Raw genomic sequence first — 7,447 nt, forward strand, 5'->3', positions numbered from 1 at the left:
GTGGGGGGTGGCGGTGCGGGTTTCGGGGGTGGCGCCGGGAAGGCCACGGGGGTGAGGACGGCTTCCAGGGCTGTGAGGGTGGGGCGGGCGGTGGGCTCCTTGAGCAGCAGCGCGGCGAGGACGGTGTGCAACGGCCCCGCGCCGGGCGGGAGTCGGGGCTCCTCGTAGAGCACGGCGTGCAGGGTGGCCAGCGTGGTGTCCCGGGAGAAGGGGGAACGTCCGGTCAGTGCGGCGCACAGCGTCGCGCCCAGGGACCAGACGTCGGAGGGCGGGCCCTGCGGCCGGCCGGAGATGCGCTCGGGAGCCATGTAGTCGGGGGAACCGACCAGCATGCCCACCATGGTCAGCGCCTTGGCGTCCTGGATCGCGGCGATGCCGAAGTCGGTGAGGACCACCCGCCCCTCGCCGCCCTCCGGCCCTTCGCCGCCCTCCGGCCCTCCGCCGCTCTCCCACCCCTCGCCGAGTCCCCGCCCTCCGTCCTCGCCCGCGCGGCCGGCACAGTCCCGCCGCTGCTCCCCCGCTCCCCGGTTCCCGCGCTCCACCAGGACGTTGCCGGGCTTGATGTCCCGGTGCAGCACGCCCCTCGCATGCACCTGACGGAGCGCGGTGACCAGCCCGAGACCGATGCGGGCGGTCTCCCGCGGGTCCAGCGGACCGTCCTCGGCCATGATCTGTTCGAGGGAGCGGCCGGCCACCAACTCCATGACGATCCAGAGGCGTTCGCCCTCGTCGACGACGTCGTAGACGCGCACGACGTGGGGATGGTCGATGCGGGCGGTCGCCCGCGCCTCGCGCAGGGTGCGTTCGCGGCGGGTACGGGTGTCCTCCGCGCCCATGCCGTCGATGCGCATCTCCTTGACCGCGACCGACCGGTCGAGCACCTCGTCGGTGGCCCGCCACACCCGCCCCATTCCTCCCTGGCCGATACTCTCGACCAGCCGATAACGTCCCGTCACCAGCAGCCCGGGAAAACCGCCGCTCCCCGAATTCCCGCCGTTCACCGGACTTTCCGGCATTCCCGGATTCCCCATGTCTCCCGAATTCCCCGGCAATCCGCTGCTCCCCCGCCATCGTCCGGACTCAGAAACACAATAGTCACACTTAGTGCGGTACCAGCATAGTGCGGAGAAATCTTGTGGTACCTCTTCAAGTACTGCGAATTCAGGCGCAGCCAAGGGGGACGAACATGAGTTCTCGTCGTACGACGAACATTGCAGGACCGCTGGTCGCGGCATCGTTCTCGGCAGTGTTGATCCTTTCCTTCCCTGCCGGGGCGGACGACCAGGGGCCGGGCAGCGGCAAGGGGGGAAAGCCCGTCGACGCGGCGCCCGCGGGCGTGCGGACGACCACGACGCTGCCGGAGCGGATCTCGGTCGACAACAAGTCCGGGAAGACGGCGATCACCGCCACGGTGAAGAACGAGGGGAGCAAGGACAGCGGACGGATACGCCTTCTGGTCGTCGGCTTCGACGGGCTGACGGTCAAAAGCGTTCAGGGATGCGACGCGATCGCGAAGAAGGACCTTCCGGCGGGGTCCAACAGCGGATTCTCCTGCCCCCTCGACCATCTCGCGGCCGGCGCGTCGAAGTCGTACGCCGTCGACGCGACCTTCGATCTGAAGAAGACCGGGAAGATCTGTCTGCCGGTGCAGACGAGTGACGGCAAGAAGACGTTCTGGCAGCAGGGCCCGGTGCCGTTCGGCACGACGAACCCGTCGCCGAACGCGCCCGCCACCCCGCTGCTGCTCGGCACCGACAACACCCCCGCGGCTCCGGGCGGCGACGAACTGCCGCGGACCGGCGTCGGGCGGGACGTGCTCCCGCTGGGCGCGGCGGGCGTCTCGCTGCTCGTGGCGGGGACGGCCGGGCTGTGGTGGTCCCGCCGCCGTCCGGCGGCCGGCGAGGCGCGGCAGGCCTGACGCACGGGAGGCGTGACCCGACGGCACATCGTCGGGTCACGCCTGCTCACCGGTCATCGCCGGGGCGCCGTCACCGCACGGCCGGCGGCTGACGGACGGCGCCGGACGGTCAGCGGCGGACGAGCTTCCAGGCCGTGGGCAGCAGGCCCATCGCCAGCGCCGCCTTGAGGGCGTCGCCGATCAGGAACGGAGTGAGACCGGCCGCGACGGCGGCGGAGGCGGAGAGGTCGGCCGCGTAGGCCAGGTACGGGACGCCGACGGCGTAGATGATCGCCTCGCCCAGCAGCATCGTGCCCGCCATGCGCAGCACGGAGCGGTCGGCGCCTCGGCGGGCCAGGGCGCCCACGACCGCGGTCGCGAGGATCATGCCGAGGATGTAGCCGAAGGAGACGCCGATGCCCGAGGCGCCGTCGGCGAACCACGGCACGCCCGCGAGTCCGGCGAGCGCGTACACCGCGAGGGAGGAGGCGCCGCGGCGGGCGCCCAGCGTGGTGCCGACGAGCAGCGCGGCGAAGGTCTGGCCGGTGACCGGGACCGGGGTGCCGGGGACCGGGACCGCGATCTGGGCCGCGAGGCCGGTCAGCGCGGCGCCGCCGAGCACGAGCGCGACGTCCCGGACCCGGGCGGCGGCCCCGCCCACGCGCAGCGTGGGGGAAGGGAGCAGGTCGGCGAGGACCTGTCCGGGGCGGGCGGGGGTGACGGCGGCCGTGCTCATGGGGACTCCGCTGGGGTCGTACGGATCGGGACACGGCGACGCTATCCCAGCGGGGTCCGCGTGATCACCGTCAGCGATCGACAAACGGGCCGGTCGGGGCTTGGTGGGCTTCGGACAAAGCATGGGCGTTACACCCGGTACGGGGTGACCCCGGTCACTGAGGTGAGGTGGTGCGGGCTACGCGGGCGGCCCGGGCGGTCTCTGTAGGGTTTCGCCAATCGAGCCGCGCTGTCTCGCCCGTCGGTCGCCGTCTGGGCAGGACGGTTCCTCGCTGCTAGCTTCGAGCCATGGTTGCCCAGGCCCAGGCCCTGAACTTCTCGTCGCGTCGCCATGTCGACCTGCGACGCGTGGGCGCTGCCGCCTGTCGCCCTCCGGTGTGAGGCGGGCGGAGCCGACCATCCGGCGCGCCACGCTCCACAGACGGCGCAGTGTCGGACCGGCTCCTGACTTCCGAGGAAGTTCCCCATGCCCCGTACCGCGGCTCCCCCCGCTCTGGTCTCCCCTCTCACCCGTGTCGCCGACAGCGACCGCCGGCGCACCAGCGCCAGCGTGATCCTGCGGTCCGTGCTGGAGCACGGACCGGTGGCGCGCTCCACCATCGCCCGGCTGACCGGGCTGTCCCCCGCCTCCGTCACGGACCACTGCGCCCGGCTGACCCGGATCGGGCTGCTCCGCGAGGCGGCCGCGCCCCGGCGCAGCAACGGGGTGGGCCGCCCGCATGTTCCCGTGGACCTGGACGACTCCCGCTTCGTGGTGGGCGGCGTCCACGTGGCGGTGCCGTACACGACCGTCTCCCTGCTCGACCTGCGCGGACGGGTGCTGGCGCGACGGGAGTCGAGGCATCGCGGTGTCGCACCGTCCCAGGTGTTGGCCCGGGCGGCCGACGGGCTGGGCGCGCTGCTGGAGGAGCACCCGGGCTGCCGCCCCCTGGCGCTGGGATTCGCCGCGGGCGGCTGGGTGGACCGGGATTCGGGCGCCGTCGTCGAGCATCCGCTGCTGGGCTGGCGGGACGTGCCGGTGCGCGAGGAGATGAGCGCGCGCACCGGGCTGACGGTCCATGTGGACGGTCACGCCCGGGCGTTGGTCAACGCCGAGCGGCTGTTCGGACGGGCCCGCGGCAGCCGCAGCGTGCTGCACCTGTTCGTCGGGAACATGGTCGACGCGGCGTTCGCCACCCATGACGAGGTGCACCACGGGCCGCGTTCCCAGGCCGGGTCGATCGCGCATCTGCCGTTGGCCGGGGGCACGCAGCCCTGTGACTGCGGCCGGGTGGGCTGCCTCCAGGCGGAGCTGAGCGAGCTGACGCTGTGCCGGCGGGCCCGGGAGGCGGGGGTGACCGACGGGGTGAACCCGATGGACGTGGTCGCCGCCGCGGACGGCGGGAACCCGGTGGCCGCACGGCTGTTGCGGGAGCGGGCGCGGATGGTGGGGCGGGCGGCCGGACTGCTGCTGGACGTGCTCAATCCGGAGCGGGTCGTCGTCACGGAGGTGGGGGTGCTGTTCCGCGAGGACTGCCTCGCCGCGCTGCGCGAGGAGGTGGGCGCCGACCGCGCGGCCGCCGTCTCGCCGAGCAGCTTCCCCGGCTCGGCGCTGGCCGTGGCGGGCGGGGCGGTGGCGCTGGACGTGCTCTACCGCGACCCGCTGACCTCGTCCGCGATCGCCGTGCCCCGGCCAAGTTAATTCAGAAACTCCGAATGTTGACAGGGCTCGCGCCCGGACCGGAAACTTGTGCCCATGAGCTGTCGCACCTTCTGTTGCTGACGCCCCCGGCGCGCCGGGAGCGCGCCCCTCTCCCCGCCTTCGCCCGGGTGAATTCCCTCCTCAGGTGAATTCCCCCGCCGGGTTTTTCCCCACAGCGTCGTGCCTGGTCATGCCTCGCCATGCCCTGACCTGTCTTGTCATGCCCGCACCGTCGCGCCATACGGTCCTCTGCGTCCAACGCCGACACCGCCTTTCTTTTCCGTTGCCGCCGCCAGGCTTTCCCTCTCTCCATTTCCCCGGGGGTCCTTCCATGCCCGTTTCCCGTAGTGCGTCCGGTGTCGACCGGCGTCTCTTCCTCACCTCCCTGCTCGGCGCCGCCGCCGGGGTCGCCGGGCTCAGCGGCTGCGCGCAGAGCAGCGCCGCCACCGGCGGCGAGGCCGCGCCGACCGCCCCGCTCGCCGACAGGGTGCCCGCCGGCACGAGCCTGAAGATCGCCTCCTTCCAGGGCCAGCAGGAGTTGCAGCTCAAGCTGGCGCACCTGCCCGACCTGCCCTTCAAGGTGTCGAACTGGCTGAACATCGGGGCCGGTCCGGACGTCATCAACGCGTTCCGCGCCAAGTCCCTGGACCTAGCCAACAACGCCGGCATCCCGCCGATCCAGGCGCACTACCAGGGCTTCGACGCGAAGATCGTCGCCATCAACATCACCCGCAGGCCGAACTACGTCTTCGCCACCAAGCCGGGCAGCGACATCCGGAGCGTCGACGACTTCCGGGGGCGGAAGCTGGCGTTCTCCCAGGGGCAGGCGCAGGGCGTCGTCCTGCTGCGCGCGCTCAAGAAGGCCGGCCTGACGTACGACGACGTGAAGCTGGTGCCGCTGACCAGCAACCAGTTCCTGACCGCCCTGCAATCGGGGCAGGTGGACATCGCGCCGCTCGGCAACACCCAGTCGCCGGCCTACCTCAAGCAGTACGGGTCCAAGGGCGCCCGCGTCATCACCACCGACGTCGTGGACCTGCTCAGCCTGCTGTGGGCGCCGACGTCGGTGCTGCGGGACGAGGCGAAGGCGGCCGCCGTCGCCGCGTTCGTGCCCCAGTGGGCGCAGGGTCTGGTGTGGAGCTACGAGAACCCCGACGTCTGGAACGAGGAGTTCTTCGTCAAGACGCAGAACCTGAGTCCCGACCAGGCCAGGTCGATCACCGCACTCGCCAACAAGCCGCTTTTCCCGCCGAGTTGGGACGAGGCCATCCGGTGGGAACAGGAGACGGCGGACCTCCTCGCCGAGGGCGGCTTCGTGAAGAAGTTCGACGTCGCCTCGCTCTTCGACCACCGCTTCGAGGGCATCGCCGCCCAGTCCGTGGCAGCCCGGTACCGGAGGTGACCGCCATGACCACCAGCGCCGACACGACCCGGGGCACGACCGCGGCCCCGGGCGCCGACACCGACACCGACAAGGCCACCGGCGCGGGCGCCGAGGCCGCGGCTCCCGCCGCCGGCTCCGTCGCTCCCGCCGCCGGCTCCGGGGCGGCCGCGACCGGCTCCCCGGCCCGTCGGCGGCGACGCCGGGCACTGGCCCCCGGCAAGCCCTGGCCGGCCTCCCGGCTCGCCGGGCCGCTGCTCCTGATCGCCCTGTGGGCCGCCGCCTCGGCCGCCGGCCGACTGGACACGGGGGCGATCCCCGCACCCTGGACGGTGTTCGAGACCGGCGTCCACCTGTGGACGGACGGGACGCTGCCCACCGACGTCCTCACCTCGCTGGAACGCGCCGGCTACGGCTTCGCGATCGGCCTCGTCGCCGGGGTGACGCTCGCGCTGGCCTCGGGGCTGACCCGGACCGGCGAGGCCTTGATCGACGGAACCGTGCAGCTCAACCGGGCGATCCCGACCCTCGGGCTGATCCCGTTGTTCATCCTGTGGCTGGGCATCGGCGAGACCTTCAAGATCGCGATCATCGCCATCGTCGTCTACATCCCGATCTACCTCAACACGCATGCCGCGCTGTCCGGCATCGACCACCGGTTCGTCGAACTCGCCGAGGTGCAGGGCCTGTCGAAGGTCCGGTTCATCCGGCAGATCGTGGTTCCCGGGGCACTGCCCGGATTCTTCGTGGGACTCCGGCTCGGCGTCACCGGATCCTGGCTCGGCCTGGTCGTCCTGGAGCAGATCAACGCCACGAGCGGGCTCGGCTACCTGATGTTCCAGGCCCAGAACTACGGCCAGTCGGACGTCATCCTCGTCGGTCTCCTCATCTACGGCGTCTTCGGTCTGATCTCCGACAGCGCGGTCCGTCTCATCGAACGGAGGGTGCTGTCGTGGCGCCGCACGCTGAGCAACTGACCCGGTCCGCCGCCGTCCGGCTGCGGGGCCTGACCCGGTCCTTCGACGGACGCACCGTCCTGGACGGCATCGACCTGGACATCCCCGCCGGACAGTTCGTGGCCCTGCTCGGGCACAGCGGGTCCGGCAAGAGCACCCTGCTGCGCGCGGTCGCGGGCCTGGACCACGAGGTCACCGGGGAGGGGGAGCTGACGGCCCCGGACCGGGTGTCCGTCGTCTTCCAGGACTCCCGGCTGCTGCCGTGGCGGCGGGTGCTGGACAACGTGCTGCTCGGCCTGGACGGAAGGGAGGCCGAGCGCAAGGGGCGCGAGGCGCTCGCCGAGGTCGGGCTGGAGGGCCGCGAGCGGGCCTGGCCCAACGAGCTGTCCGGCGGTGAGGCACAGCGCGCCGCGCTGGCCCGCTCGCTGGTCCGCGAGCCCGAACTGCTGCTGGCGGACGAGCCGTTCGGGGCGCTGGACGCCCTGACCCGCATCAAGATGCACACGCTGCTGCGGGTGCTGTGGGAGGCCCACCGGCCGTCCGTGCTGCTCGTCACGCACGACGTGGACGAGGCGATCGTGCTCGCCGACCGGGTCCTCGTCCTCGACCACGGGCGCATCGGGCTCGACCTGACCGTCGAACGGCCGCATCCGCGCTCCTACCGGGATCCGCTGCTCGGCGAGTACCGCGAGCGGCTGCTCACGGCGCTGGGCGTGACGTCGGACGTCGCCTGACGGCCGGCCTTCCGGTCACCTCGACCACCCTCCCCGCCTCTCCCCCTCCCCCTCCCCCTCTTC

7 protein-coding genes are annotated in these 7,447 nt (G+C 72.3%); 5 read left to right on the plus strand and 2 right to left on the minus strand.

All coding sequences use genetic code 11. The features are described 5' to 3' along the window. The coding region (locus KMS84_RS36805; RefSeq protein WP_498066962.1) for a serine/threonine-protein kinase at nt 1-1,016 on the minus strand (1,016 nt) is incomplete at its 3' end. Nucleotides 1,017-1,186: 170 nt separating this feature from the next. Here KMS84_RS36805 and KMS84_RS36810 point away from each other — a divergent pair. Beyond that, nucleotides 1,187-1,918, plus strand: a complete 732-nt coding sequence (locus KMS84_RS36810; RefSeq protein WP_256920904.1) for an LPXTG cell wall anchor domain-containing protein — start codon at nt 1,187-1,189, stop codon at nt 1,916-1,918. Nucleotides 1,919-2,027: 109 nt separating this feature from the next. Here the strand turns inward: KMS84_RS36810 and KMS84_RS36815 are convergent, their stop codons facing one another. Beyond that, entirely contained in the window at nt 2,028-2,633 is a 606-nt protein-coding gene (locus tag KMS84_RS36815; protein ID WP_256920905.1) for a biotin transporter BioY, read from the minus strand. Between the two features lie 465 nt (nt 2,634-3,098). Between KMS84_RS36815 and KMS84_RS36820 the strand changes: the two genes are divergently transcribed. The 4 genes from KMS84_RS36820 (at nt 3,099) to KMS84_RS36835 (ending at nt 7,384) form a co-directional block, all read left to right on the plus strand. Next, complete coding sequence (locus KMS84_RS36820; protein ID WP_256920906.1) at nt 3,099-4,313, plus strand: ROK family transcriptional regulator; 1,215 nt, start codon at nt 3,099-3,101, stop codon at nt 4,311-4,313. A gap of 331 nt (nt 4,314-4,644) precedes the next feature. Next, nucleotides 4,645-5,715, plus strand: a complete 1,071-nt coding sequence (locus tag KMS84_RS36825) for an ABC transporter substrate-binding protein (protein WP_256920907.1) — start codon at nt 4,645-4,647, stop codon at nt 5,713-5,715. Nucleotides 5,716-5,720: 5 nt separating this feature from the next. Beyond that, on the plus strand, nt 5,721-6,671 hold the full coding sequence (locus KMS84_RS36830) for an ABC transporter permease (protein WP_256920908.1): 951 nt from the start codon (nt 5,721-5,723) through the stop codon (nt 6,669-6,671). Next, nucleotides 6,647-7,384 (plus strand): ABC transporter ATP-binding protein, encoded by a 738-nt coding sequence (locus KMS84_RS36835; protein WP_256920909.1) that lies wholly within the window; start codon nt 6,647-6,649, stop codon nt 7,382-7,384. The genes KMS84_RS36830 and KMS84_RS36835 overlap by 25 nt, the downstream gene beginning before the upstream one ends. Nucleotides 7,385-7,447: the final 63 nt, after the last annotated feature.

It is taken from the genome of Streptomyces hilarionis (genome assembly GCF_024539675.1).
In the GTDB taxonomy this organism is placed as follows: Bacteria; Actinomycetota; Actinomycetes; order Streptomycetales; family Streptomycetaceae; genus Streptomyces; species Streptomyces hilarionis.

What these genes read in the sequence shown, in the direction of transcription:
- KMS84_RS36830 (WP_256920908.1), top strand. Translation starts at nt 5,721, where the DNA reads ATGACCACCAGCGCCGACACGACCCGGGGCACGACCGCGGCCCCGGGC.
- KMS84_RS36825 (WP_256920907.1), top strand. Translation starts at nt 4,645, where the DNA reads ATGCCCGTTTCCCGTAGTGCGTCCGGTGTCGACCGGCGTCTCTTCCTC.
- KMS84_RS36820 (WP_256920906.1), top strand. Translation starts at nt 3,099, where the DNA reads ATGCCCCGTACCGCGGCTCCCCCCGCTCTGGTCTCCCCTCTCACCCGT.
- KMS84_RS36810 (WP_256920904.1), top strand. Translation starts at nt 1,187, where the DNA reads ATGAGTTCTCGTCGTACGACGAACATTGCAGGACCGCTGGTCGCGGCA.
- KMS84_RS36815 (WP_256920905.1), bottom strand. Translation starts at nt 2,633, where the DNA reads ATGAGCACGGCCGCCGTCACCCCCGCCCGCCCCGGACAGGTCCTCGCC.